Below are 25,005 nucleotides of genomic sequence, written 5' to 3'. Positions count from 1 at the left end.
CAGTAGGGACCATGAAACTGGCGTTCTCCACCCTCGGCGTCCCCGGCCTCCCCCTCCCGGAGGTGCTGCGGCTCGCGACCACGTACGGCTATCACGGCATCGAACTGCGCGCGCATTCCGAGGAACCGGTCCACACCGGCCTCGACCTCGCCCAACGGGCCGATGTGGCCGCCGAGTTCAAGGCGGCGGGGGTGGAGGTGCTCGGCGTGGCGGGTTACGCGCGGGTGGCCGCGCCGGGCCCGGACGCCCCCGTCATCGAGGAGCTCCGACGGCTCCTGGACCTCGCCCGCGACCTGGGCGCCCCCTTCGTCCGGGTCTTCCCCGGCGGCGCCCCGGAGCAGAGCCGGGAGGAGGCCGACGCGACGGCGGCCCGGCGGCTGGGCACCGCCGCCGAGTACGCCGCCGACCTCGGGGTCCGCATCCTGCTGGAAACCCACGACTCGCACCGCACCGGCGCCGACGCGATCCGCATCCTCGGCCTGGTCGGCCACCACCAGGTCGGCTCGCTCTGGGACGTCATGCACACCTGGCTGGGCGGCGAGCAGCCCTCGGAGACGTACGCGGCGCTCTCCCCGACTCTCGGATACGTCCAGGTCAAGGACATCGTCTCGGCGCAGGACACCACTCCCGTCCGGCTCGGCACCGGCGTGCTGCCCCTCACCGAGTGCGTGGAGGTCCTCTCCCGGCACGGCTGGGACGGCTGGCTGTGCTGGGAGTACGAGAAGCGGTGGTACGAGGCCGCGGCCCCGCTTCCCGGCCTGCTGGGCCCGGGCCGCGAACACCTGGCCCGCCTTCTCAACGAGTCGGCCTAGGCGGGACGAGCCGTCAGCTTCGCGGCCGGGTCGAGACACCAGTCCAGTACGGCGGGCCACGAGCCGTATCCGGCGACCAGGTCGAGGTGACCGGCGCCGGGGATGATCTCGGTCGGCACGCGGAGCGGCTCGCCGTAGGCGGTACGGGCCCCTTCCGGGCAGTACGGGTCGTCGTCACCGGCGACGAGCCGGACCGGCCCGGGCAGGGCGAAGTCCAGCGGCGGCGGGGCGAACGCGGCGACCTCGGGAATCCCCGCGAGCACGGAGGCGGACGGCGGCGCCACGAGCAGCACCCGGTCGACGTCACCGGCCCGTACCGCTCCGCGGGCGACGGCGTGCAGCCACAGCACGGCGGACGCGCTGTGGGCCACGACCACGCGCTCGGTGCCGCCCGGCAGGCCGGTGAGATGGCGGACCGTCTCGGCGAGCCACACGTCGAGGTCCGGAGCGTCGGGGTCGGGCAGCTGCGGATAGGTCACGTGATGGCCGAGTCCGGTCAGCCGGCCGGCCAGCCAGTGCTGCCAGTGGCCCGCGGGACGGTGGTTCTGCCAGCCGTGCAGGATGAGGTGGGAGGACATGTTCGCGATCGTTTCCGATCGCCGGCGATCAGTCCAGTCACCGTTTTCGATCATCGGCGATCGGTCCCGTCAAGCGTTCCGCGGGCCGGCGAGGGTCCCGTCATGCGTTCCGCGGGTCGGCGGCCGGCACCGGGTCACGTCGACGAGCGGACGGCGGCCGCCTCCGGTGCCGGCGCGTCCACGGGACGGACGGCCGCTCGCCGCCCGCCGGGCATCGAGGTCAGGGTCACACCGCCCACCAGGAGGGCCGCCGCGCACCATCTGAGCGGGCTCACCGACTCGCCCAGGAACAGGGCGGCGGACGACATTCCGAAGACCGGGACCAGCAGGGAGAAGGGGGCGACGGTGGACGCGGGATGGCGTCGCAGCAGCCAGCCCCAGGCGCCGAAGCCCCCGACCGTGGTGATCCAGGCGACGTAGAGGACCGTGCACGCGCCCTGCCAGTCGAGGGCCCGCAGGGCGTCCAGGTCCCGGCTCGCGCCCTCCGTCAGCAGGGAGAGGGCCAGCAGGGGCAGCACCGGGACCGTGCTCACCCAGACCATGAAGTTCAGGGCGTCGGGCGGCGAGGCCCTGCGGGTCAGGACGTTCGACACGCCCCAGCAGGCCGCCGCCGCGATCACCAGCGCGAACGCGCCGAGCGGGCCGGAGGCGCCTTCGTCCACGGCGGCGACGCCGATGCCGGCGAGGGCGACCAGCATGCCCAGCGCCCGGATCCGGGTGGGGCGTTCGCCCAGCACCGCGAACGCGATCACGGCCGTGAACACCGCCTGGATCTGCAGGACGAGCGACGACAGGCCGGCCGGCATCCCCGCGTCCATCCCGACGAACAGCAGCCCGAACTTCGCGACGCCGAGCGCCAGCCCGACCCCCACGATCCACTTCCAGGCCACCTTGGGGCGGCCCACCAGGAAGACCGCGGGCAGGGCGGCCACCAGGAAGCGCAGGGCGGAGAAGAGGAGAGGCGGGAAGTGGTCGAGACCGATCTCGATGACGGTGAAGTTCACGCCCCAGACGGCGGCGACGAGGACGGCGAGGGCGAGGTGTGCGGGTCGCATGCGTCGAGGATCACGTGCGCCGACCGTGTAGCACCAGCGATGATTACTGCATGGTTGGATGAAGCCACGCTAACGGAAGCCCGCTGGCGAAAGCCCCCATCGGCACAAAGCCGGGCGGACGAGGAGCCGGACGGACGAAAAGCCGGGCGGACGAAAAGCCGGGCGGACGGAAAGCCGGGCGGACGCGAACTCCGCCGGCTCGGCCGCCGGTCGGCGCACCCGGGAAGGGAGCCCCATGCTTGACCTCCAGCGCCTGCGCGCCCTGCACGCCGTCTCCGTCCACGGGACCGTGGGCGCGGCCGCCGCGGCCCTCGGCTACACGCCCTCCGCCGTGTCCCAGCAGATCGCGAAGCTGGAGCGGGAGACCAGGACGGTTCTGCTGGAGCGGGAGGGGCGCGGTGTGCGGCTCACCGCCGACGCCCTTCAACTGGTCGTCACCGCACATGAGTTGCTCGCCATCGTGGAGCGGGCGGAGACGGAGCTCGAGGAGCGGCGGGGGGTGCCGTCGGGACGGCTGACGATCGCCGCGTTCGCGTCGGCGGCACGCGGGCTGCTGCCCGGCGTGCTGGCCGATCTGGCCGTACGGCACCCCGCCCTCGACACCCGGCTGACCGAGATCGACCCGCATCTGTCCGTGGACCTGGTGGCGAAGGGAGCCGTCGACCTCGTCGTCGCGCACGACTGGGACATCGCGCCGCTGCCGTGCCCGGCGGGCGTGGAGCAGGCGGTCATCGGGGACGACCTGTGCGATCTGCTCGTGCCCGAGGGGCATCCCCTCGCCGGGCGGAAGGCCGTACGGCGGGCCGAGCTGGGCGGCGAGCGGTGGATCTGCCAGCCGCCCGGCCGGGTCTGCCACGACTGGCTGGTGCGGACGCTGCGCGCGGCCGGCCACGAGCCGGAGATCGTCCACCAGGCCGAGGAGAACCCGACCCTGGTGGCACTGGTCGCGGCCGGCCTCGGGGTCGCCCTCATCCCGCGGCTGGGCCGCGGTCCGCTGCCCGCGGGGGTGGCCGTGGTGCCGCTCGACCCCATGCCCGTACGACGGCTGTACGCGCTGTGGCGGGAGGGAGCGGCGGGGCGTCCGGCGATCGCGGAGACCGTGCGCACCCTGCGGGAGCACTGGCCGAAGGTCGCCGCTCACGCGTCCCGTTGACCCCACGGCCACCAACTTCCGGGAATCGGCCCCGACCCGGGAACCCGGCCACGCCCCGGTCCGTCCAACCCGCAAGCTGCCGGATGAGTCACCTCGGTGCGGTATCGGCCTCGCTGCTGGCTGCGACCGCCGAACCACCCTCTCCGCCGTACCGCGGCCGGCAGCGTGCCGTCATCGGCGCGCCCCCCTCCAACTGCGCCGATGACGGCCCCTTGCCGACGAGTACCGTGCGCGCTCCCTTGACTGGCAGAAACTTCCCGACTATTGCTGACTGTTCGGCAGTTTCCTTCAGTGGATCTTCTCCGGAAGGAGCGCACGTGCCCTCCAGACGTACCGTTCTCGCCGCCACGGCCGGCCTCGCCGCAGCCGTCACGGTCGGCGGCCAGGCGCACGCGGACGACCATCGGCTGCGCGCCCTCATCTCCCACATGACGACGGAGGAGAAGGTCGGGCAGTTGTTCGTGATGCGGGTCTACGGTCACTCGGCCACCGCTCCCGACCAGGCCGACATCGACGCCAACCTCCAGGAGATCGGTGTCCGTACCGCCGCCGAGCTGATCGCCAGGTATCGGGTCGGCGGCATCATCTACTTCACCTGGGCGCACAACACGCGTGATCCGTACCAGATCGCCGCGCTGTCCAACGGCATCCAGCGGGCCTCTCTACAGCAGCCGCGCGGTCTGCCCGTGCTGATCTCCACCGACCAGGAGCACGGGATAGTCACGCGCGTGGGCGAGCCCGCCACCCTGTTCCCCGGCGCGATGGCCGTCGGCGCCGGCCGGTCCCGGGCCGACGCCCGCACCCTCGGCCGCATCGCGGGCGCCGAGCTGCGCGCGACCGGCATCCGGCAGGACTACGCCCCGGTGGCCGACGTGAACGTCAACCCGGCCAATCCGGTCATCGGCGTACGGTCCTTCGGCGCCGACCCGGACGCGGTGGCGTCGCTGGTCGCCGCCGAGGTGTCCGGGTACCGGCACGCCGGGGTCGCGGCGACCGCCAAGCACTTCCCCGGGCACGGTGACACCGCCGTCGACAGCCACTACGGCTTCCCGGTCATCACCCACAGCCGCGAGGTGTGGGAGCGGCTGGACGCGACACCCTTCCGGGCCGCGATCGCCGCCGGCATCGACTCGATCATGACCGCGCACATCATGGTCCCGGCGCTCGACGACTCCGGCGACCCGGCCACCCTCTCCCACCCGATCCTGACCGGCATCCTGCGCGGGCGGCTCGGCTACGACGGGGTGGTCATCACCGACTCGCTCGCCATGGAGGGGGTCCGCACCAAGTACGGCGACGACCGCGTGCCCGTGCTCGCGCTCAAGGCCGGCGTGGACCAGCTCCTCAACCCGCCCTCGCTGGACGTCGCCTGGAACGCGGTCCTCGGGGCCGTACGCGACGGCGAGCTCACCGAAGCACGCCTGGACGAGTCACTGCTGCGCATCCTGCGGCTCAAGTCGAGGCTGGGGCTCTTCGACCGGCCGTACGTCAGCCGGTCCGGCGTCACCCGCACGGTCGGCACCGCGGCGCACCTCAGGGCGGCCGACCGGATCGCCGAGCGGACGACGACGCTGCTGGTCAACGAGGGGGGCCTGCTGCCGCTGTCCCGGCGCACCCACGGCAGGCTGCTCGTCGTCGGCGCGGACCCGGCCTCCCCGTCCGGCACCACGGGACCGCCCACCGGCGTCCTGGCCGCGGCCTTCACCGAACTCGGCTTCACCGCCACCGCCCTGTCCACCGGCACGGCCCCGTCCGCCGCGGTCGTCGCCCAGGCGGTCGCGGCGGCCCGAGACGCGGACGCGGTGGTGGTGGGGACGTACAACGTCACCGCGACCAGCTCGCAGAAGACACTGGTCGAGCAGTTGACGGCGACCGGCAAGCCGGTCGTGGCGATCGCCGTCCGCAACCCCTACGACGTGGCCCAACTGCCCGCCGTACGGGCCTACCTGGCGGCCTACTCCTGGACCGACGTCGAACTGCGCGCCGCCGCGCGGGTGATCGCGGGGCGCGTCGCGCCGCGCGGGAGGCTGCCGGTGCCGGTGCAGCGGGCCGACGATCCGACGCGTGTGCTGTTCCCGCTCGGCCACGGGCTTTCGTACAAGGCCTAGAAGGCTCATGAAGATCTTGGGTTCTGGCCCTGCCGCGTCAGCGGCAGGGCCAGACTCGCCATGTGGCGATGGGTGAGTGGGTCGGCGAGATGGTCGGGCCGGACGTGTGGGAGACCTGCCGGGAGTTGATCCCGGCAGGGAGTGTGTTCGCGTTCCTGGCCGAGCACCGCGGCGAGCTGTTCCCGGCTGAGATGTTCGTGGACATGTACCCGTCGGCGAACGGACGGCCGAGCATGCCGCCGCAGATTCTGGCCGCCGCGATCACCTTGCAGGCCCTTAACGGGCTGTCGGACTTCGAGACGGTCCAGGAGCTGCGGTGCGACCTGCGGTGGAAGGCCGCCTGCGGGCTGGGCCTGCACGACATGGCCTTCGACCCGTCGCTGCTGGCCTACTTCCGCCGCCGGCTGGCCCGTTCCGCCCGCCCCAACCGCATCTTCGAGGCCGTGCGCGAGGTCGTGAAGGCCACCGGAGTCCTCAAGGGCAAGCACCGCCGGGCGCTGGACTCCACCGTGCTGGACGACGCGGTCGCCACCCAGGACACCGTCACCCAGCTCATCGCCGCCGTCCGCGCGGTGATCCGCGAGGTCCCCGGCGCCGACGCGGTCGTCGCTGCGCAGTGCACCGCCCACGACTACACCGACCCGGGCAAGCCCCGCATCGCCTGGAACGACGAGCAGGCCCGCGCCGAGCTGGTCGACGCGCTGGTCACCGATGCCCTGCGACTGCTGGGCCACCTGCCAGACCAGCAACTCGGCGACAAAGCCGCGAACGTGGTGGGCATCCTGGCCCTGGTCGCCGGCCAGGACGTCGAGCCCGCCGAGGACTCCGACGGCCGCGACGGACGCTGGCGCATCACCCAAGGCACCGCTCCCAGCCGGATGCTCTCCACCGTCGATCCCGAAGCCCGGCACATCCACAAGACCCGCAGCCACCAGCAGGACGGCTTCAAGGCCCACCTGGCCATCGAGCCCGAGACCGGCTTATACACCGCCGTCGCCCTGCGGCCCGGCGCCGGAGCCGAACACCACGAGGCCGCCGTCGGCCTGGACCTGCTCGCCGACGAGGACGACCCGCTGGACGTCTTCGGCGACACCGCCTACTCCGCCGCCGACGCCCGCCAGACCCTCCACGAGGCCGGCCACCGGCTGTTCCTCAAACCCGCCCCACTGCGACCCGCCATCCCCGGCGGTTTCATCCTCGACGACTTCGCCATCGACACCACAGCCGCCATCGTGACCTGCCCGGCCGGACACGCCGTGGCCCTGTCCGACCCCGGCGGGCAGCACCACCAACGCAAAGCCTCTTTCGGGGACTTATGCACCGCATGCCACCTGCGCGAGCGGTGCACCAAAGCCAAGGCCGGACGCATCCTGACCATCCGACCGCACCACGACCTCCAGACAGCCGCCCGCCACCAGGCCGCCACCGACCCTGGCTGGCAGGCCGACTACCGCCGCTGGAGACCACCGGTCGAACGCGCCGTCGCCTGGCTCGTCCACCACGGCAACCGGCGCCTGCGCTACCGCGGCACCATCAAGAACAACACCTGGCTCCACACCCGGGCCGCCGCCCTCAACCTCCGCCGACTGATCAACCTCGGACTCACCCACACCAGTGGCACCTGGCACCTCGCACCAGCCACTACATGACCGGAGGGGCTGTCCGGCCTGACGGCCGGACAGCCCCTCACCAAGATCTTCATCAGCCTTCTAGGGTCTGCTCCAAACGACAGGGCCTGGTTCCATGCGCCCCTACCAGGCGTACCGCCGGTACGCCTGGTCCTCGGCGGACACCCCCCGAAAGACGCAAAGCCCCCCGCGCGTCTGGCGTGTGCCCGCCTCGGCGGGTCACGCTGGGCGGGGGTGTCCGGTGGTGGCGATGCGCGCGAAATGGTCGGTGGGGGTGGTGTGCTCGCTGCTCGCCGTCCTGCTGACGGGGTGCCAGGGCCCGGTGTCCGGGGCGGACGGCGAGGAGGACGGCCGGCTCGGCGGGACCACCGCGTCGACGGCCGCGACGGCCACACGTGACCCCGGCTACGGGGCGGTGTTCCTCGGGGTCGGCGAGTGCAGTTCCTTCGGGACGACCAGCTTCACCGAGGTGGCGTGCGCGGGCGAGCGGGCCTCGGCGCGGGTCGTGGCGCGCCACGTCGGCAGGGTCGGTGACGGCCCACCCTGCCCGCCGACCACCGACTTCGTCCTGCACATCAGCGCCCAGCGCCCCTCCCCCGACAGGGGCGGCCGAAAGATCGCCCAGGGCTATGCCTGCATGCGCGGCCTGCAGCCGCCGCACCCCGGCGACCCCGGCGGCGGGGGCGGCCCGCGGACCATCGTCGGCGACTGCGTGCGCGGCCTCGGCGACGGCAAGGTCCGCGAGACGGCCTGCGCCGGCACCGGCGGACAGAAGCCGCAGTACGAGGTGACGAAGGCGGTCCGCAGCCGCGCGGACTGTCCGGCGTCCACCGCCCTGTACGTACAGCTCGGCGGCGCGGACCCGGTGGGCTGCGCCCGGCCGGTGTGAGAGACACCGGCCGGGCGCGGCACCGGAGTTACGGACGCAGCGCCGGCTCGCGCTCCACGTCCCTCTGGTCGAGCCTCGCGTCGAACTTCGCCAGCGGCTTGGCGGCCGCCGGGTCCGCCTGGACGGTCGCGGAGGCGACGCCCGCCCACTTGAGGATGCGGGCGGTGGCGAGTGCCTTCTCGTCGGCGGCCAGGCCGGCGACGTTCGCGCCGTGGTTGAGACCGGGCGCCGTGAACACGTACGAGTCCTTCGCACCCTTGCCGACGGAGAACCGCTCCGCGCCCCACGGGTCGTTCTGGCCGTAGACGAAGAGCATGTGGTGGGCGTTGTGCCGGACCCAGGTGTCGACGTCACGCATCGCCGTCGGCCGGAACGTCATCGGGATGGAGCGCGGGACGAAGTTCCGGGGCGGCTGGTAGCCGTAGCGGACGTACTTCTTCTCGATGTACGGGAAGTGGATCGTCGGCGCGCCGAGCTGCGTGCCCGCCTGGTAGTAGTACGGCGTGTACGGCTCCAGGCCCTGGTCGGTGTAGAAGGAGAAGCCGGAGATCGTGTCGATCGAGTTCCAGATGTCGTCGTCGGTCGCGTTCTTGGCGTCCGCCGGGATCGAGTCGCAGTCGGAGAGCAGGCTGTACTGCCAGAAGCCCCAGACGTAGTCGAGGACGACCGCCTCGTAGGCCCGGTCCAGGCTGCCGATGGTGTCGAAGGTGTAGCCGTTCTCCGCCGCGTAGGCCGCGTACTTCTTCTCCAGCGGCTCCCGGCGCACCAGCGCCTCACGCTGCACCGCGTTCAGCCGGTCGCGGCACTCCTTGGTGCCTACGGACGTGAAGAAGCGGTCGTACGCCGAGTCCTCGTCGTTGACGACGTCGTTCGGGGCGACGTACGCGACGACACCGTCCATGTCACGCGGGTAGAAGCGCTCGAAGTAGGTGGCGGTCATGCCGCCCTTGGAGCCTCCCGTAGAGATCCACTTCTTGGTGTAGACGGACTTGAGGGCCTTGAAGATGCGGTGCTGGTCACTGGCCGCCTGCCAGATGTCCAGCTTGCTCCAGTCGGCCGGGTCGGGCCGCGAGGGGGTGAAGAAGCGGTACTCCATGGAGACCTGGTTGCCGTCCACGATCTGGGTCGGCTCGCGGCGGCTCGGGGTCGTGGAGACGCTGTAGCCGCCGGTGTAGAAGACCGTCGGACGGGAGACGTCCTTGTGCAGCACGGTGATCCGCTGCTGGAACGTGCCCTTGGACGGGTGGCGGTGGTCCACCGGCTGGGTGTAGTTCAGGACGAAGAAGCGGTAGCCGGTGTAGGGCTTCTCCTGGATGAGGCTCATCCCCGGTATGGCCAGCAGCCGGTCCTTGATGTCGGTGTCGGTGGCGGTGGTGCCGGTGGCCTCCGGTTGGGCGGCGGTGGCCGCCCCCGCCGTACTCAACGTGCCGATGAGCACCGTGAGCGCCAGCAGCCATCTGAGCGCCTTGCGCATGCACACTCCCCTGTGAGACGTATGTGCGCCGGAAGCTAGCGGAGCAACTCACCTCAGCACCAGGGGAGATGGGCAGAAGAGGGAAATCCCTCTGCCCGAGCCGCCCGTTCGGTCCCACTCAGCACAGGATCCAGCCGGAACTGACCGACTTCCGGCCCACCGAGCCCTTGATCCACACGCAGCGGTGACCGGCGTGCACGGTCACCGGGCCGGCCCGGTGCGCGTAGCGGCCCTTGTCGACGACGGGACGGCTGCCTCGCGCCTGGACACTCACCGACATCTGCCGCTTCGTACCGGGATTGTCCGGAAGGGTGACGGCACAGACGTAGCCGCCCCGCTTGAAGACATGCACGGTGCCGGTGGCGAACGGCAGCGTGCGGACCTTGCGGCCCGAGCAGGAGGTGGCGGCCTGCGCGTCTGCCGGCGCCACGAGCGCGAGCAGCCCGGAGGCCGTCAGGACGGCCACCCCGGCCGCGAGCCGCCGACGTATCGCACCACGGTCCACTGTCGTCCCTCCACACCCCGGCAATGAGCGTACTGGTGTACGGACGCCGAACACGTGTCGGACGGTTGCTCATTCATCACGGGGAAGCGGTGACGGACTCCTCGCCCGGCCAAGGGCACGGCGGCGAGCGCTCAGGCCGCCGCCGGCTCGTCCTCACCGACGAACGTCCGCCACAGATCGGCGTACCGCCCGCCGAGGGACAGCAGTTCGTCGTGCGTGCCGTCCTCCACCACCTGACCGTGATCCATCACCACGACACGGTCGGCGCGGGCGGCAGTGGTGAGGCGGTGGGCGACGACGAGGGTGGTACGGCGGCCGGCGAGGCGGTCCGTCGCCTGGTTGACCTGGGCCTCGGTGGCCAGGTCGAGGGCGGCCGTGGCCTCGTCGAGGAGCAGGACGTCGGGGTCCACCAGTTCGGCGCGGGCCAGGGCGATCAGCTGGCGCTGGCCGGCCGAGAGGTTGCGGCCGCGTTCGGCGACCTCGTGGAGGTAGCCGCCCGTGAGCGTGGCGATCATCTCGTGGGCGCCGACGGCGCGCGCCGCCGCCTCCACCTCGGCGTCGGTGGCGTCGGGGCGGCCGTAGGCGATGGCGTCGCGCACGGTGCCCTGGAAGAGGTACGCCTCCTGCGGGACGACCCCCAGGCGGTGCCGGTAGGCGGTGATGTCGAGAGAGCGCAGGTCCGTGCCGTCGACGGTGACCCGGCCGCCGGTGGGGTCGTAGAAGCGGGCCACCAGCTTCACGAGGGTCGACTTGCCGGCGCCGGTCTCGCCGACGAAGGCGACCGTCTGGCCGGCCGGGATCCGCAGGCCCACGCCGCTGAGCGCCTCTTCCTCCGTGCCGTAGGCGAAGTGCACGTCCTCGAAGGCGATCTCGCCCCGCAGGGACGGCACTTCAAGGGGTTCGTCGGCGGCCCGGGTCGAGGTCGGTTCCCGCAGCAGTTCCTGGATGCGGCCGAGCGACACGGTGGCCTGCTGGTACCCGTCGAAGACCTGGGAGAGCTGCTGCACGGGCGCGAAGAACAGGTCGATGTAGAGCAGGTAGGCGACCAGCGCACCGGTCGTGAGCGTCGTGGCGTCCACCCGGCCCGCGCCCGCGATCAGTACGGCGGCCGCGGCGACCGACGACAGCAGCTGCACGAACGGGAAGTAGATGGAGATCAGCCACTGTCCGCGGATACGGGCCTGCCGGTAGCTGTCGCTGCGCTCGGCGAACCGGCGAGCGCCGTCCCGCTCGCGCCGGAAGGCCTGCACGATCCTGAGTCCGGACACCGACTCCTGGAGGTCGGCGTTGACCGTCGACACGCGCTCCCGGGCCAGTTCGTACGCCTTCACGCTCGCCTTGCGGAAGAAGTACGTGGCGACGATCAGCGGGGGCAGCGTGGCGAACACGACGAGGGCGAGCTGGAGGTCGATCACCAGCAGGGCGCCCATGATGCCGAAGAAGGTGACGACCGAGACGAATGCGGTGACCAGACCGGTCTGCAGGAAGGTGGAGAGGGCGTCGACGTCCGTCGTCATCCTCGTCATGATCCGTCCGGTCAACTCCCGCTCGTAGTAGTCGAGTCCGAGCCGCTGGAGCTGGGCGAAGATCTTCAGGCGCAGGGAGTACAGGACGCGTTCGCCGGTGCGTCCGGTCATCCGGGTCTCGCCGACCTGGGCCGTCCACTGGACGCCGACGGCGAGCAGCGCGAACAGCGAGGCCGTCCAGACGGCGCCGAGGGCGGCCGCGGAGACACCCTGGTCGATGCCGTGCCGGATCATGACCGGCAGCAGCAGGCTCATGCCGGCGTCCACGGCGACCAGGCCGAGGCTGACCAGGAGGGGCAGGCCGAAGCCGCGCAGCAGCCGGCGCAGACCGTAGGACTCCTCGGCGGTGACCGCGCCCGCCTCGTCGATGTCCGGGACGTCGTCCGCCGGGGGCAGCGCCTCGACCTGGGCGAGGAGTTCGGGGGTCGCCGGCGTGCCCTCCATGGCGATGTCCCGCGGTACGCGTTCGCCCGCCCAGAGCCTTGGCGTGATGCCGCGCTCGGCGTCGAACTCCGCGTCCAGCTCGTCCCGTACGGAGGTGTCCTCCCGGGGTGCCGCCGCCGGGGCGTGGCCGGGCGAGACGCCGCCGAGCTCGTCCGGGTCGGTCAGCAGGCGGCGGTAGAGCGCGGAGCGCCGCTGGAGTTCCTCATGGGTGCCGAGGTCGGCCAGGCGGCCGCCGTCCAGGACGGCGATCCGGTCGGCCAGGTTGAGGGTGGAGCGGCGGTGGGCGATCAGCAGGGTCGTCCGGCCCTCCATGACGTGCCTGAGCGCCTCGTGGATCTCGTGCTCGACCCGGGCGTCCACGGCGGAGGTGGCGTCGTCGAGGACGAGCAGGCGCGGGTCGGTGAGGATGGCGCGGGCGAGCGCGACACGCTGGCGCTGGCCGCCGGAGAGGGTGAGGCCGTGCTCGCCGACGGTGGTGTCGTAGCCCTCGGGCAGCTCGCTGATGAAACGGTCCGCCTGGGCGGCCCGGGCAGCCGCCTCGATCTGCTCGTCACTCGCGTCGGGACGGCCGTAGGCGATGTTGTTGCGCACCGTGTCCGAGAAGAGGAAGGAGTCCTCGGGAACCAGGCCGATCGCGGCCCGCAGGGAGTCGAGGGTGAGTTCGCGGACGTCGTGGCCGCCGATGAGGACGGCGCCGTGCGTCACGTCGTAGAAGCGCGGGAGGAGGAGGGAGACCGTGGACTTGCCGGAGCCGGAGGAGCCGACGACGGCGAGGGTCTCGCCGGGGCGGATCTCGAAGCTGAGCCCGTCCAGCACGGGACGCTCGTCGTCGTAGCCGAAGCGGACGCCGTCGAACTCGACGCTCGCCGGGGCGTCGGCGGGCAGCTCCTTGGTGCCGTCGGTCAGGGACGGCTCGGTGTCGATCAGCTCCAGGACGCGTTCGGTGCCGGCCCGCGCCTGCTGCCCGACCGTGAGGACCACGGCGAGCATGCGCACCGGGCCGACGAGCTGGGCGAGGTAGGTGGAGAAGGCGACGAACGTGCCGAGCGTGATGTGTCCGCCGACGGCGAGCCAGCCGCCGAGCGCGAGCATCGCGACCTGGCCGAGGGCGGGCACGGCCTGGAGCGCCGGGGTGTACCTGGCGTTCAGCCGGATCGTGCGCAGCCGGCCCGCGAACAGCCGCCGGCCCACCTCCCGCAGCTTCCCGGTCTCCTGCTCCTCCTGCCCGAAGCCCTTCACCACCCGCACGCCGCTGACGGCGCCGTCGACCACGCCGGCCACGGCGGCGGCCTGGGCCTGGGAGTACCAGGTGGCGGGGTGCAGCCGCGTCCGGCTGCGCCGGGCGATCCACCACAGGGCGGGCGCGACGGCGAGGGCGACGAGTGTGAGCGGCAGCGACAGCGACGCCATGACCACCAGGGAGATGACGAAGAGGAGCAGGTTCCCGATGGTCATCGGGAGCATGAAGAGCAGGCCCTGGATCAGCTGGAGGTCGCTGGTGGCCCGGCCGACCACCTGGCCGGTGGACAGCTCGTCCTGGCGGCGCCCGTCGAGCCGGGTGATCGTCCCGTACATCTCGGTCCGCAGGTCGTGCTGGACGTCCAGGGCGAGACGGCCGCCGTAGTAGCGGCGGACGTAGGCGGAGACGTAGACGAACAGGGCCGCGACGATCAGGGCGCCCGCCCAGGGGGCCATGTCGCGGGTGTGGTCGCCGATCACGTCGTCGATGATCACCTTGGTGACCAGCGGGACCAGCGCCATGACGGCCATGCCGGCCAGCGAGGCGCCGAGGGCGAGGACGACGTCCTTCGGGTAGCGCCACGCGTATCCGGCGAGTCTGCGCGCCCAGCCTCGCGTCTCCCCCTGCTGCGCTGCCACGCCGTTGCCTTCCGTTCGACCTGATCTTCCGGAAGACACCAACGCGGAATGAAGCGGATTTCATCCCTCCGCAACAATTCGCTTCGCGGATCGGGGGGCGGGGGCGCGATGCGGGGGTGCGGGTTCGTGGGGGGCTGGTCGCGCAGTTCCCCGCGCCCCCATAGGGGCAACGTCGCGCCCGCGCGGCGGAGCCGTACGGTCGGGACTGTCCCGCGTCCCTTCGAGGGCGGGTGCGGGTTCGTGGGGGCTGGGCGCGCCGTTCCCCGCGCCCCTGTAGGGGGCCGTCGCGGCCGCGCGGCGGAGCCGTACGGGCGGGACAGTCCCGCGCCTCTTCAGGGGGTTGTGCGGATCCGGAGGCGGTAGAAGCGCGTCGTCTGGGCCGTGTTCTGGTTGTCGTCGCTCACCAGGAGTACCCGTAGGGCGCCCCTGCTCCTGCCGGTGATCACCATGCCCTCGATGTTGTCGAGGAGGGGGTTCGGCTGGGGTTGTCCGGCGGTGGCGCCCAGGGTCGGGCAGGTGACGATGTCCGTCAGCAGGGTTTTGCCGATCAGGTGTACGCCGCTCTGGCCCGTGAGGTTCCCGACGCCGCTGGTGTCCGTCGCCCGGCGCGGGTCGGCCAGGTAGAGGCGGACCGTGTTGCCGACGCCCGCGGTGAAGCCGCGTTCCAGGACCAGGAGGCGGCCGTCGGGCGTGGCCTGGACCTCGGGGACGCCGAGTCCCGCGTCGACCGGGTACGCGTACTGGGCGGCGAGCCGGAAGTGGTCGCCCCCGGTCCGCTTCCAGGTCTGGAAGCGGACGATCCCGGCGGAGTCGCCGGAGAGCGCGTACTCCGTCGACGCGAGCAGGGTGCGGTCGCCCGGAAGGAGCGTCAGGCCCTCGAAGGTGCCGTTGGAGACGGCGCGGCCGGCCGGGGCGACCCGGAGGGCGTCGGGCACCGGGAGACAGTCGAGGATCCTGCCGTCGCGTGAGTAGCGGCGCACCGACGGCTCGGTCTCGGAGGTGACCAGGCGGGTGCCGTCGCGGTCGAGGGCGGTGCCGTTCTCGTCGGCGAGCGGGACGACGGACGTCGGCGCGAGCGTCCTCGCGTCGAGGCCGAACAGCGAGGAGCGGTCGGAGAGGGCGGCGAGCGAGCCGTCCGGGTTCTGCGCGAGCGCGGAGAGGTTGCCCACGAAGGTGCCCCGGTAGGTCGTCTTGTCCAGGGCGTCGGAGAAGCCCTGGAGGGAGACGGACGGGGAACAGGCGTGGTTCTCCTGTGCGTTCGCCGGACCGGCGGCGGTCAGACAAGTGGCTGCCGCCAGCCCGGCGGTGAGGGTCGCGAGTACGGTTCTCAGGCGCATGGGGTCACCGTAGGGCGGGCCGGTGACGGGCGGGCGTCCGTGACGCGTCAGGCGGTGGACGCGGCCAGATCGCGGTGGATGACCTTGGCGACACCCTGGATGGTGCTGATCCCGTAGCTCATGGTGCTGTTGCCGTGCGTGAGCACGGTGATCATGTAGTCGTGGCCGCCGCCCTTGAACGTGCCGACGCTGTGCACCCGCCAGCCGTGCGTGGCGCGCTCCAGCCAGCCGTTCTTGACGTGCACGGAGACGGTGGACGGAGCGCCGTACGGCGTACCCCAGCGCTGCGAGGAGATGACCTGGCTCATCAACGTCCGTATGTAGGTACGGGAGTTGTCGGTCAACACGGTGTTGCTCGCGGTGACCAGCTTCAGCAGCCGCTGCTCGTCGGTCACGTTGATCTGGGTCAGGCCCCAGTAGCCGTTCGCGCCGGGCGTGGTGCGGGTCATGTTGGCGGCGGCGAGGAAACCCTTGACCTTCGTCAGGCCCAACTGCGCCCACAGGGTGGAGGTGGCACTGTTGTCCGACTTGGTGATCATGGCCTTGGCCAGCGTCTTCTCGCGGTCCGTGAGAGCGCGGCCGGTCTTCTGCGCGTCCCACAACAGGGTGCCGAGGACGGTGACCTTGACGACGCTGGCGGAGTCGTAGGCGGTGGCGGGCCGCAGTGTGCAGGTGGTCTTGGTGGAGCGGTCGTAGAGGCCGACGGCGATGGTGCCCTTGCGGTTGACCAGGGCGGCGGTGATGTCCTTCTTCAGCTTCGTCGCCAGGGCCGCGTTGGAGGACGTGCAACTGACCGTCGGCGTGGCGGCGGCCGCGGGGGCGGCGCCGGCCACGACGGGTATGAGCACGCCGGCGCCGAGGGCGGCCGCGAGCAGTCTCGCTCGTCTGGGTATCCCGTGAGTCATGCCCCTATGACTCACGAGTTCGAACGAAAAGTTGTACGGATTGCCTGCCGCGTTGGGCAAAGGCTGGGCAACGCGTTACCGCCTCCTGGCGTATTCACAGCCCGGAGCCAGCTCCGGCACAGCGCTCACTCACCCCGGGCGGACACGCTGCGCGGGTGACATCTGCCACCGATCCGCATCCCCAGACGACCGTGACCCCCGACCGGCCGCCGCCGGACCCCGCCACGGCGGCCCGGGAGAAGGCGCCACGCTGGTCGCTTCCCGCCCTGCTCGCCATCCTGGTCGTGGCGGCGGTGCTGTACTCCTGGAACCTGTCAGGCTCCAGCCTGAACAGCTTCTACAGCGCCGCCGTGTTGAGCGGCACACAGAGCTGGAAGGCGTGGTTCTTCGGCTCGTTGGACGCGGGCAACTTCCTCACCGTCGACAAGCCGCCGCTCGCCCTCATGGTCATGGGCCTGTCGTGCCGGATCCTCGGATACGGCACCTGGCAGATGATGGCCCCGATGGTCGCGGCCGCGCTCGGCACGATCTGGATCCTGCACGCCTCGGTCAAGCGGGTGTTCGGGCACGCGGCGGCCACCGTGGCCGCGCTGGTCCTCGCCCTGACCCCGATCACGGTCGCCATCAACCGCGACAACAACCCGGACACGCTGCTGGTCCTGCTGATGGTGGGCGGCGCGGCGCTCGGACTGCGCGCGGTCCGGGACGGCAGGCTGCTGCCGCTGCTGGGCTCCGCGGTCTGCTTCGGACTCGCCTTCAACACGAAGATGCTGCAGGGCTACATCGCGCTGCCCGCCGTCTTCGCCGTGTATCTGTACGCGGCCCGGCCCCGGCTCGTGAAGCGGATCGTGAACCTGCTGCTCGCGGCCGTGGCCCTGGCGGTCTCCAGCTTCTGGTGGGCGGCTGCCGTGTCCCTGGTCCCGGCCGACGACCGGCCGTACATCGGGGGCTCGACGGACGGCACCGCCTGGAACCTGATCATGGGCTACAACGGCCTGGGCCGGGTCTTCGGCGGCGAGGGCAACGGCGGGGGCGGCGGCGGGGGCGGCGGCTTCTCCGGAACCGCGGGCCTCGGCCGGCTCTTCAACGAGATCCTCGGCGGCCAGATCTCCTGGCTGATCCCCTTCGCGGCGATCGCCTGCGTCGGCGGCCTGGTGCTGTGCGGCCGCGCCCCGCGCACCGACCTGACGCGCGCCGCGCTGGTGCTGTGGGGCGGCTGGACCGCGCTGCACTACCTGACCTTCGCCATGGCCGAGGGCACGATGCACCCCTACTACACGACCGCGCTCGCCCCGGGCATCGCGGCGCTGTGCGGTGGCGGCGGAGTGCTGCTGCTGCGCGCCTTCCACACCGACCGGCGGTGGGTGTGGGTGCTGCCGGCCGGCCTCGCGGTCACCGCGGTGTGGGCGGTCGTGCTGCTGCGGCGGTCCTCCGGCTGGAACACCTGGCTGTGGCCGGCGATCGCGGTCGTCATGGCGCTGGCGATCGCCGGTCTCCTCGTCTTCCGCTCCGGCGACCGCGCTCGGCTGCTGGCGGCCTCCGTGGCCGCGGCCGTCGTCGCGGCGGTGGCGGGCCCGACGGCCTACGCCTGGTCGGTGCCGTCCGGTTCGGGCGGCGGCATGGGCGGTACGAACCCGACGGCCGGCCCCTCGACGGGCGGCGGCTTCGGCGGCGGGCCCGGCGGCGGCGGCGGTGGCGGCAACCGGGGCGGCTTCCCCGGCGGTCAGCCGCAGGACGGACAGAACAGCCGGGCCGACGGCGGCCAGGGCACCGGCGAGCTGCCCGGCGGCGGTCAGATGATGCCGGGCGGCGGGAACGGCGAACTGCCGGGCGCCCCGGGGGGCACCGGTGAGACGGGCGGCACGCCGCCCGGGGGCACCAACGGCACGACAGGCGACGGTGGTACGGCCGAGGGCGGCGCCGGTACCGGCGGCCAGCCGGGCGGTGGCGGCGGCCTGGGCGGCGGCGGCATGGGCGGCGCGAGCAGCGAGCTCGTCTCCTACCTGAAGAAGCACCAGGACGGCGCCAAGTGGCTGCTCGCGGTGTCCGGTTCGCAGAGCGCCGCCCAGCTCATCCTCAGCAGCGGCGAGCCCGTCATCTCCATGTGGGGCTGGTCCGGCTCCGACAAGGCGATGACGCTCACCCGGCTCAAGGAGCTGGTGAAGAAGGGCGAGCTGCACTACATCCAGCTCGGTGGCGGGATGGGCGGGGGCATGGGCGGCGGCTCGGACGTCAGCTCCGAGGTCACCGCGTGGGTGCAGAAGAACGGGACGGCGGTGAAGGAGAGCGCCTACAGCAAGACGGCGTCCTCGGACGCGTCGACGTCGTCGTCCTCGTCCTCGTCGTCCGCCGGGCAGAGCACCACCTCGGCGGTCTATCGCCTGGACGCCTCCGACGTGAGCTGACGCCGGCCCGGATCGGCACACGACGGCCCCTGACCTTCGGTCAGGGGCCGTTTTGGTACGTCAACTCGCGTAGATGAGGGGCAAATTGCCGGACTCCGTCATTCGATGGACACGTTCGGTTCATGGACAAGCCTGCATGTCCATGCCACTCTCCCGATTGCCGCCTCCATTCAACCCGCGTAGATGGGACCCCCTACATGCCGGCGACACGCCTACGCCACTGGAAGTCGGTGGCGCTCACCACCGCCACCGTCCTGGTCGGCCTCACCGTTCCCGCCCTCACCGCGACCCCCGCCGCGGCGACCACGACGGCGTACGACTCGACGTACTACAAGAACGCGGTCGGCAAGACCGGAAGCAGCCTCAAGTCCTCGCTGCACACGATCATCAGCAGCCAGACGAAGATCTCGTACTCCGCCGTCTGGAACGCCCTGAAGGTCACCGACCAGGACCCGAACAACAGCAGCAACGTGATCCTGCTGTACAGCGGTGTCTCGCGCAGCAAGTCCCTCAACGGCGGCGACGTCGGCGACTGGAACCGCGAGCACACCTGGGCCAAGTCCCACGGCGACTTCGGCGAGGTGACCGGGCCCGGCACCGACCTGCACCACCTGCGTCCCGCGGACGTGCAGGTCAACAGCATCCGCGGCAACCTGGACTTCGACAACGGCGGCAGCACGGTCTCGGGCGGTGGCGGCAGCCTCGTCGACTCCGACTCCTTCCAGCCGCGCGCCGCGGACAAGGGCGACGTGGCCCGCATGATCCTCTACATGGCCGTGCGCTACGAGGGTGACGACGGCTTCGCCGACCTGGAGCCCAACGAGAAGGTCGGCAACGGCAGCAACCCGTACATGGGCAAGCTCTCCGTCCTCAAGGCCTGGAACGAGGCGGACCCGCCCAGCGCCTTCGAGGAGAAGCGCAACCAGGTCATCTACGACACCTACCAGCACAACCGGAACCCGTTCATCGACCACCCGGAGTGGGTCGAGGCGATCTGGTAGGACCGCTGTTCGCCGGGCGCGGTGCCCCCCGCCGCACCGCGCCCTCACCCCGTTGCGGATCATGGACGCAGTCGTCCGGCCAACGGGGAGGAAAGAGTGGGCTACTGCCTGGAGATGAGCACCGGGGACATGCGCGACGTGATCCGTCTGCTCACGGCGGTGGAACGCACGGAGAAACAGGAACGGGTCCTCGGAGTCGTACGCGAACGCTGCGCGCGGACCGACGCCCGGTTCCGCGAGCAGCACATCGAACTCGACGTGACCGTGAGTCAGGCGCTCGACGAACTGATCGAGGGAACGCCCAGCGTGGAGCTGAGCCCTGCGTACACCTACGCCTTCCACGAGGCGGTGGCGTCCCACTTCTCCGACACCACCGACCTCGGGGTGTGGCGGTGGCCGTCCTGGTTCTACCGCATGGACGACGAACTGGTCCGGCACGGTGTGCCGTCCGACCTCCTGCCGGGCTCGTTCCTGTTCAGCGGTCCGCCGATACGGCTGCCGCACCCCGGCGACGCGTTTCCCTCGGTGGGGATCCTGCCCGCCCAACGGGCCGCCGCGCTCGCCGACGTGTACGAGGCCGTCCACGATCGGCTGAGCCCCGAATACCAGGACACGGCGCGTAAGTTCGCCGGGTTGATGCGGTTCGAGGCGGAGGAGTGGGAGAGCGCGCAGAAGCTGGGCCGGAGTGCGGACACGATCTTCTTCTGGTTCAGCTGAACGGGGGGGCGCGGGGCGGTGGGGCGGGTGCGGGTGCGTTGTGGTTTTTCGCGCAGTTCCCCGCGCCCCTAAGCGATCGGGGGCCGGCCACGTGGGCGGGTGCGGGTGCGTTGTGGCTTTTTCGCGCAGTTCCCCGCGCCCCTAAGCGATCGGGGGGCGGCCACGTGGGCGGGTGCCGGTCCGTTGTGGTTTCTCGCGCAGTTCCCCGCGCCCCTAAGCGATCGGGGCCGACCGCGTGGGCGGGTGCCCGTTCGTTGTGGGTGTTTGCGCCGTTCGCCGCGGGCCCGTGGGGCGTTGCCGAACCGCGTTGGGTGGGGCGGGTGTTGCGTTCGGTCAGGTCAGGTCAGGTGGGTGGGTGCGAACATGCGCAGCAGGGCCGGGAGGACGACCATCGAGGGGCCGGGTGAGGTGAGGGCCTTCGCCAGGTCCTGTTCCAGGGTCTCGGGGGTTGTGCGCGTCCCCGGGACGCCGAACGACTCGGCCAGGGCCACGTAGTCCGGGCGGCTCAGCTCGGTCGCCGTGGCCTGGCCGAAGGTGTCGGTCATGTACTCGCGCAGGATGCCGTAGCCGCCGTCGTCGACGATCAGCCAGGTGACGTTCAGGTCGTACTGCCGTGCCGTCGCCAGTTCGGCGATCGAGTACAGCGCCCCGCCGTCGCCGGAGACCGCGAGCACCGGGCGGGTGGGGTCGGCGACCGACGCGCCCAGCGCCGCCGGGAAGCCGTAGCCGAGGCCACCGGCGCCCTGCGCGGAGTGCATGTGGTTGGGCCCCTTGGCGTCGAAGGCCGACCACGCCCAGTACGCGAGGATCGTCATGTCCCAGAAGGACGGCGAGTCGGCCGGCAGCGCCCGCCGCACCGACGCCAACAGGTTCTGCTCCAGGGTGAGTTCCTGGGCGTCGATGCGCTCACGCACCTTCGACAGCAGCGTGCTTACGCGCTCCGGGGCGCCCGCGTCCTCCCGCGCGTCCACCGTCTCCAGCAGGGCCTGGAGCCCGAGGCGCGCGTCCGCGTGGATGCCCAGCGCCGGCTGGTTGGACTCGAGCTTGCCGAGGTCCGCCTCGATCTGGATCACCTGGCCCCGGGGCCTGAACGTGTGGTAGTTCGAGGAGAGTTCACCGAGACCCGAGCCGACGACCAGGACGACGTCGGCGTCCTCCAGGAAGTCGGTGGTGTGCCGGTCCTCCAGCCAGGACTGGAGGGAGAGGGGGTGCTCCCAGGGGAAGGCGCCCTTGCCGCCGAAGGTCGTGACCACGGGTGCCTGGAGCTTCTCCGCCAGCTGACGCAGCTTCCGTGACGCGTCCGCCCGTACGACCCCGCCGCCCGCGATGATCACCGGGCGCGCCGCCCGCGAGAGCAGGTGGGCCGCCACGGCGGTCAGTTCGGGGCGCGGCGGCAGTTCCTCGGGGGTCGCGTCCACCGCCGTCACGACCGGGAGGGGCGTCCGGGCGAGCAGGACGTCCTGCGGGATCTCCACCCACACCGGCCCGTGCGGGGCCGTCAGCGCCGACTTCCAGGCCGCCGCGACCGCGGACGGGATCTGGGACTGGGTGCGCACGGTGTGGACCGACTTCACCACACCCCGGAACGAGGCCGCCTGGTCGGGGAGTTCGTGGAGATAGCCGTGGCGGCCGCCGCCGAGGCCGGGGGTCGGGATCTGGCTGCTGATCGCCAGCACGGGGGCGGAGGCGGCCGCGGCCTCCTGGAGCGCGGCCAGCGAGGTCAGCGCGCCCGGGCCGGTGGACAGCAGCAGCGGCGCCGCCTCGCCGGTGACCCGGCCGTAGGCGTCCGCCGCGAAGCCCGCGTTGTTCTCCACCCGCAGGCCGACGTACCGCAGGTCCGAGCGGCGCAGCGCGTCGAACATGCCGAGGGCGTGCTGGCCGGGCAGTCCGAAGACGGTCGTCGCCCCCAGCCCGGCCAGTGTCTCCACGACCAGGTCTCCGCCGTTGCGGCCTGGAGGAGGGTTGAGCGCGGCCTCCGTCTGGGCGGGCGTGGGACGGAGTTCCAGGTCGTGGTCGTGGGTCACTTCGAACGAGCCTCGGCAATCTGGCGGGACATGATCGTGGTCAGTTCGTACGCCGTGTGGGACGCGGCCACCGAGGTGATCTCGGCGTGGTCGTAGGCGGGGGCCACCTCGACGACGTCGGCCGAGACGAGGTGGCAGGAGGCGAGGCCGCGCAGGATCTCCAGGAGTTCGCGGGAGGTCATGCCGCCCGCCTCCGGCGTGCCCGTGCCGGGCGCGTGCGCCGGGTCGAGGCAGTCGATGTCGATGGAGATGTACAGCGGGCGGTCGCCGATGCGCTGGCGCAGCTGGTCGGCGACCTCGTCGGCGCCCCGGCGGTAGACGTCCGCGGAGGTGACGATGCCGAAGCCCATCTTCTCGTCGTCGGTGAGGTCCTGCTTGCCGTACAGCGGGCCGCGGGTGCCGACGTGGGAGAGCGCGGAGGTGTCGAGGATGCCCTCCTCGACCGCGCGGCGGAACGGGGTCCCGTGCGTGTACTCGGCGCCGAAGTAGGTGTCCCAGGTGTCGAGGTGCGCGTCGAAGTGGAGCAGGGCTACCGGGCCGTGCTTCTTCGCCACGGAGCGCAGCAGCGGCAGCGCGATGGTGTGGTCGCCGCCCAGGGTCATCAGGCGGGCGCCCGTGCCGAGCAGGTCGTCGGCGGCGGCCTCGACGGTGTCGACGGCCTCGTGGATGTCGAACGGGTTCACGGCGATGTCGCCGCCGTCCGCGACCTGCGCCAGCGCGAAGGGGGACGCGTCCTGGGCCGGGTTGTAGGGGCGCAGCAGCCGGGACGCCTCGCGGATCGCGTTGCCGCCGAAGCGGGCGCCCGGCCGGTAGGAGACGCCCGAGTCGAACGGCACACCGATCACGGCGACGTCGGCGCGGCCGACCTCGTCCAGTCGCGGCAGCCGGGCGAAGGTCGCGGGTCCGGCGTAGCGCGGGATGCGGGAGGAGTCGACGGGGCCGCGGGGCGTCTCGTTGCTGCTCATGGGGAACTGCCTTCTTTCCTACGCTTCATCGCGTATGTACTGCGTCTTCTGACGACTTTACTGGGAAGCCGGCACCGGTTCGGATACGCGTTCGGGAGTCCGGCCGGCGAGCCGCTCGCGCCAGGCGGCGAGGACGGCCGCGTCGGTCGGCCGGGTCGCCAGGGACACGACGACGTAGGCGGCCAGGGAGGACAGCAGCCCGTAGTAGACGGGTTCGTTGGCGAGGATGCCGTAGCCCGCCATCAGGCCGATCACCGCGAGACCGCCGACGGTGACGGCGGCCAGGGCGCCCTGCACGGTGCCGCGCCGCCACAGCAGCCCGCCCAGGATCGGCACGAGCAGACCGCCGACGAGCAGGTTGTACGCCACGGTCAGCGCCTCGACGACGTTGTTGAGGGCGATCGCCGTGCCGATCACGGCGAGGCCCATCACCAGGATGAACACCCGGTTGTCCCTGACCTCGTCCCGCGCGTCCTCGGCGGGCACGGCGGCCGGCCGGACCGCTCCGCGCAGCCGCGACCAGATGTCGTTGTTGGCGACGGTCGCGCAGGCGATGAGCGCGCCGGAGGACGTCGACATCACGGCGGCCAGGGCGGCGGCGAGCACCAGACCTCGGACGCCGACGGGCAGTTCGTCCTTGACGATGGTCGCGAAGGCGTCGTCGGGGCTGGTGAGCTTGGGGTAGAGCACCTTGGCGGCGGTGCCGATGACGGCGCCGGCGAGGGCGTAGACGAGACAGTAGGTGCCGGCGACGGTGCCGCCCCACTTGGCGGTCCGGTCGCCGCGGGCGGTGAACACGCGCTGCCAGATGTCCTGGCCGATGAGCATGCCGAAGGTGTAGATCAGCACGTAGGTGAAGATCGTCTCGCCGCCGATGCCCAGCGGGTCGAAGTACTCGGTGGGCAGTTTCGCCCGCATCTCGGAGAAGCCGCCGGCCCGGACCACCGCGATCGGCAGCAGCAGGAGCAGCACGCCGACGGTCTTCACGACGAACTGCACCATGTCGGTGAGCGTGATGGACCACATGCCGCCGAGCGTGGAGTAGGCGACGACGATCGAGCCGCCGAGGACGATCGCGACGGTCCGGTTCATGTCGAAGAGGACGTCGAAGATCGTGGCGTACGCGATGGTGGAGGTCACCGCGAGCATCAGCGTGTACGCCCACATGACGACGCCGGAGATGACGCCCGCCCGGCCGCCGTAGCGCAGGTCGAGCATCTCGGAGACGGTGTAGACCTTGAGGCGGGCGATGCGGGCGGAGAAGAAGACGCTCAGCGCCAGCAGGCCCAGGCCGATGGTGAAGACCATCCAGGCCCCGGACAGCCCGTACTGGTAGCCCAGGCCCACGCCGCCGATGGTGGAGGCGCCGCCGAGGACGATGGCCGCCATGGTCCCGGAGTACATCGCGGGCCCGAGCCGGCGGCCGGCCACGAGGAACTCGCTCTTGGACCTGGCGCGGCGCATGCCCCACCAGCCCACGGCCAGCATGCCGGCCAGGTAGACGACGATCACTGTGTAGTCGACGGCCATGGGGCCCTCCTTCGCGCACTCTCGGTGGCGTGTCGTGCAGATACCGGGGACGGTCGGCAGCGGTTCACGGG

18 protein-coding genes are annotated in these 25,005 nt (G+C 71.7%); 8 read left to right on the top strand and 10 right to left on the bottom strand.

All coding sequences use genetic code 11. From position 1 onward, the window contains the following. Positions 1 to 11: 11 nt before the first annotated feature. Positions 12 to 812 carry a sugar phosphate isomerase/epimerase family protein gene (locus OG985_RS29335; protein ID WP_371671342.1) on the top strand — a complete coding sequence of 267 codons (801 nt, stop codon included), beginning with the start codon at positions 12 to 14 and terminating at the stop codon, positions 810 to 812. Here the strand turns inward: OG985_RS29335 and OG985_RS29330 are convergent. Together OG985_RS29330 and OG985_RS29325 are read right to left on the bottom strand one after the other, a co-directional pair. Then, positions 809 to 1,390, bottom strand: a complete 582-nt coding sequence (locus OG985_RS29330) for an RBBP9/YdeN family alpha/beta hydrolase (protein WP_371671341.1) — start codon at positions 1,388 to 1,390, stop codon at positions 809 to 811. The two genes, OG985_RS29335 and OG985_RS29330, sit on opposite strands and share 4 nt — an antisense overlap. Before the next feature lie 134 nt (positions 1,391 to 1,524). Beyond that, the gene (locus OG985_RS29325; RefSeq protein ID WP_371671340.1) at positions 1,525 to 2,445 is read right to left on the bottom strand and encodes an EamA family transporter; all 921 of its coding nucleotides are present in this window, start codon (positions 2,443 to 2,445) and stop codon (positions 1,525 to 1,527) included. A 235-nt stretch (positions 2,446 to 2,680) separates the two neighbouring features. On the opposite strand from OG985_RS29325, the gene OG985_RS29320 reads away from it, so the two are divergent. The 4 genes from OG985_RS29320 (at position 2,681) to OG985_RS29305 (ending at position 8,223) form a co-directional block, all read left to right on the top strand. Continuing rightward, the gene (locus tag OG985_RS29320; protein ID WP_371671339.1) at positions 2,681 to 3,598 is read left to right on the top strand and encodes a LysR family transcriptional regulator; all 918 of its coding nucleotides are present in this window, start codon (positions 2,681 to 2,683) and stop codon (positions 3,596 to 3,598) included. Positions 3,599 to 3,915: 317 nt separating this feature from the next. Next, complete coding sequence (locus OG985_RS29315) at positions 3,916 to 5,706, top strand: glycoside hydrolase family 3 protein (RefSeq protein ID WP_371671338.1); 1,791 nt, start codon at positions 3,916 to 3,918, stop codon at positions 5,704 to 5,706. Between the two features lie 68 nt (positions 5,707 to 5,774). Next, the gene (locus tag OG985_RS29310; RefSeq protein ID WP_371666829.1) at positions 5,775 to 7,355 is read left to right on the top strand and encodes an IS1182 family transposase; all 1,581 of its coding nucleotides are present in this window, start codon (positions 5,775 to 5,777) and stop codon (positions 7,353 to 7,355) included. Between the two features lie 229 nt (positions 7,356 to 7,584). Continuing rightward, a complete protein-coding gene (locus tag OG985_RS29305; RefSeq protein WP_371671337.1) occupies positions 7,585 to 8,223 on the top strand; it encodes a hypothetical protein in 639 nt (212 codons plus the stop codon). A 28-nt stretch (positions 8,224 to 8,251) separates the two neighbouring features. Here OG985_RS29305 and OG985_RS29300 read toward each other — a convergent pair whose 3' ends face one another. The 5 genes from OG985_RS29300 to OG985_RS29280 form a co-directional block, all read right to left on the bottom strand. Continuing rightward, positions 8,252 to 9,697 carry a S28 family serine protease gene (locus OG985_RS29300; RefSeq protein ID WP_371671336.1) on the bottom strand — a complete coding sequence of 482 codons (1,446 nt, stop codon included), beginning with the start codon at positions 9,695 to 9,697 and terminating at the stop codon, positions 8,252 to 8,254. A 118-nt stretch (positions 9,698 to 9,815) separates the two neighbouring features. Continuing rightward, positions 9,816 to 10,202 carry a hypothetical protein gene (locus tag OG985_RS29295; RefSeq protein ID WP_371671335.1) on the bottom strand — a complete coding sequence of 129 codons (387 nt, stop codon included), beginning with the start codon at positions 10,200 to 10,202 and terminating at the stop codon, positions 9,816 to 9,818. Positions 10,203 to 10,333: 131 nt separating this feature from the next. Then, on the bottom strand, positions 10,334 to 14,050 hold the full coding sequence (locus tag OG985_RS29290; protein WP_371671334.1) for an ABC transporter ATP-binding protein: 3,717 nt from the start codon (positions 14,048 to 14,050) through the stop codon (positions 10,334 to 10,336). A 332-nt stretch (positions 14,051 to 14,382) separates the two neighbouring features. Beyond that, positions 14,383 to 15,387 (bottom strand): esterase-like activity of phytase family protein, encoded by a 1,005-nt coding sequence (locus OG985_RS29285; RefSeq protein WP_371671333.1) that lies wholly within the window; start codon positions 15,385 to 15,387, stop codon positions 14,383 to 14,385. A gap of 47 nt (positions 15,388 to 15,434) precedes the next feature. Continuing rightward, a complete protein-coding gene (locus OG985_RS29280) occupies positions 15,435 to 16,292 on the bottom strand; it encodes a serine hydrolase (protein ID WP_371671332.1) in 858 nt (285 codons plus the stop codon). 155 nt (positions 16,293 to 16,447) lie between these two features. Here OG985_RS29280 and OG985_RS29275 point away from each other — a divergent pair, with 155 nt between their 5' ends. The 3 genes from OG985_RS29275 to OG985_RS29265 all read left to right on the top strand — a co-directional run bounded on the left by OG985_RS29275 (position 16,448) and on the right by OG985_RS29265 (position 20,415). Further along, a complete protein-coding gene (locus OG985_RS29275) occupies positions 16,448 to 18,697 on the top strand; it encodes an ArnT family glycosyltransferase (RefSeq protein WP_371671331.1) in 2,250 nt (749 codons plus the stop codon). Positions 18,698 to 18,894: 197 nt separating this feature from the next. Beyond that, complete coding sequence (locus OG985_RS29270) at positions 18,895 to 19,698, top strand: endonuclease I family protein (protein WP_371671330.1); 804 nt, start codon at positions 18,895 to 18,897, stop codon at positions 19,696 to 19,698. 114 nt (positions 19,699 to 19,812) lie between these two features. Next, positions 19,813 to 20,415, top strand: a complete 603-nt coding sequence (locus OG985_RS29265) for a hypothetical protein (protein WP_371671329.1) — start codon at positions 19,813 to 19,815, stop codon at positions 20,413 to 20,415. A 338-nt stretch (positions 20,416 to 20,753) separates the two neighbouring features. Here the strand turns inward: OG985_RS29265 and OG985_RS29260 are convergent, their stop codons facing one another. Genes OG985_RS29260 through OG985_RS29250 form a run of 3 tightly spaced genes read right to left on the bottom strand, consistent with a single transcriptional unit; the run spans position 20,754 to position 24,934 of the window. Further along, on the bottom strand, positions 20,754 to 22,439 hold the full coding sequence (locus tag OG985_RS29260; protein WP_371671328.1) for a thiamine pyrophosphate-binding protein: 1,686 nt from the start codon (positions 22,437 to 22,439) through the stop codon (positions 20,754 to 20,756). Further along, a complete protein-coding gene (speB, locus tag OG985_RS29255) occupies positions 22,436 to 23,404 on the bottom strand; it encodes an agmatinase (protein WP_371671327.1) in 969 nt (322 codons plus the stop codon). The genes OG985_RS29260 and speB overlap by 4 nt, the downstream gene beginning before the upstream one ends. Positions 23,405 to 23,461: 57 nt before the next feature. After that, positions 23,462 to 24,934 carry a sodium:solute symporter gene (locus OG985_RS29250; RefSeq protein ID WP_371671326.1) on the bottom strand — a complete coding sequence of 491 codons (1,473 nt, stop codon included), beginning with the start codon at positions 24,932 to 24,934 and terminating at the stop codon, positions 23,462 to 23,464. Between the last annotated feature and the right edge of the window lie 71 nt (positions 24,935 to 25,005).

Source organism: Streptomyces sp. NBC_00289 (assembly GCF_041435115.1).
Classification (GTDB): domain Bacteria; phylum Actinomycetota; class Actinomycetes; order Streptomycetales; family Streptomycetaceae; genus Streptomyces.
Note: the sequence above shows the minus strand (reverse complement) of the source record. Positions and strands in the feature narration are given on the sequence as shown.